Consider the following 269-nt stretch of genomic DNA (forward strand, 5'->3'; position numbering starts at 1 on the left):
AGCGGCGCGTCGGCGGGCAGCGCCACCACGCGCTGGTGCATGGCGTCGGCCACGCGCGGCGCCGCTCCCGGCACCAGCCGGCGCAGGTGGGCGGTCCAGCCGCCGTGGCGCAGCAGGTCTTCCACGCCCAGGATGCCGAGCAGGTAGCGGCGCTCGTCGAGCACCGGCACCGACTGCAGGCGGTGGCGCAGCAGCAGTTCGCGCGCATGCTCCAGGGTGTCGCGCGGGCCGACCGACACCACGTGGCTCGACATCAGCTCGGCGCAGGT

General features: G+C 75.8%; 1 protein-coding gene. It reads right to left on the bottom strand.

Features of this window, described 5'->3' with window-relative positions:
* On the bottom strand, positions 1 to 269 hold a 269-nt coding region (locus tag KVT32_RS30225), incomplete at both ends, for an HPP family protein (protein WP_217619443.1).

This window comes from Achromobacter sp. GbtcB20 (assembly GCF_019091095.1).
Classification (GTDB): Bacteria; Pseudomonadota; Gammaproteobacteria; order Burkholderiales; family Burkholderiaceae_B; genus Achromobacter; species Achromobacter mucicolens.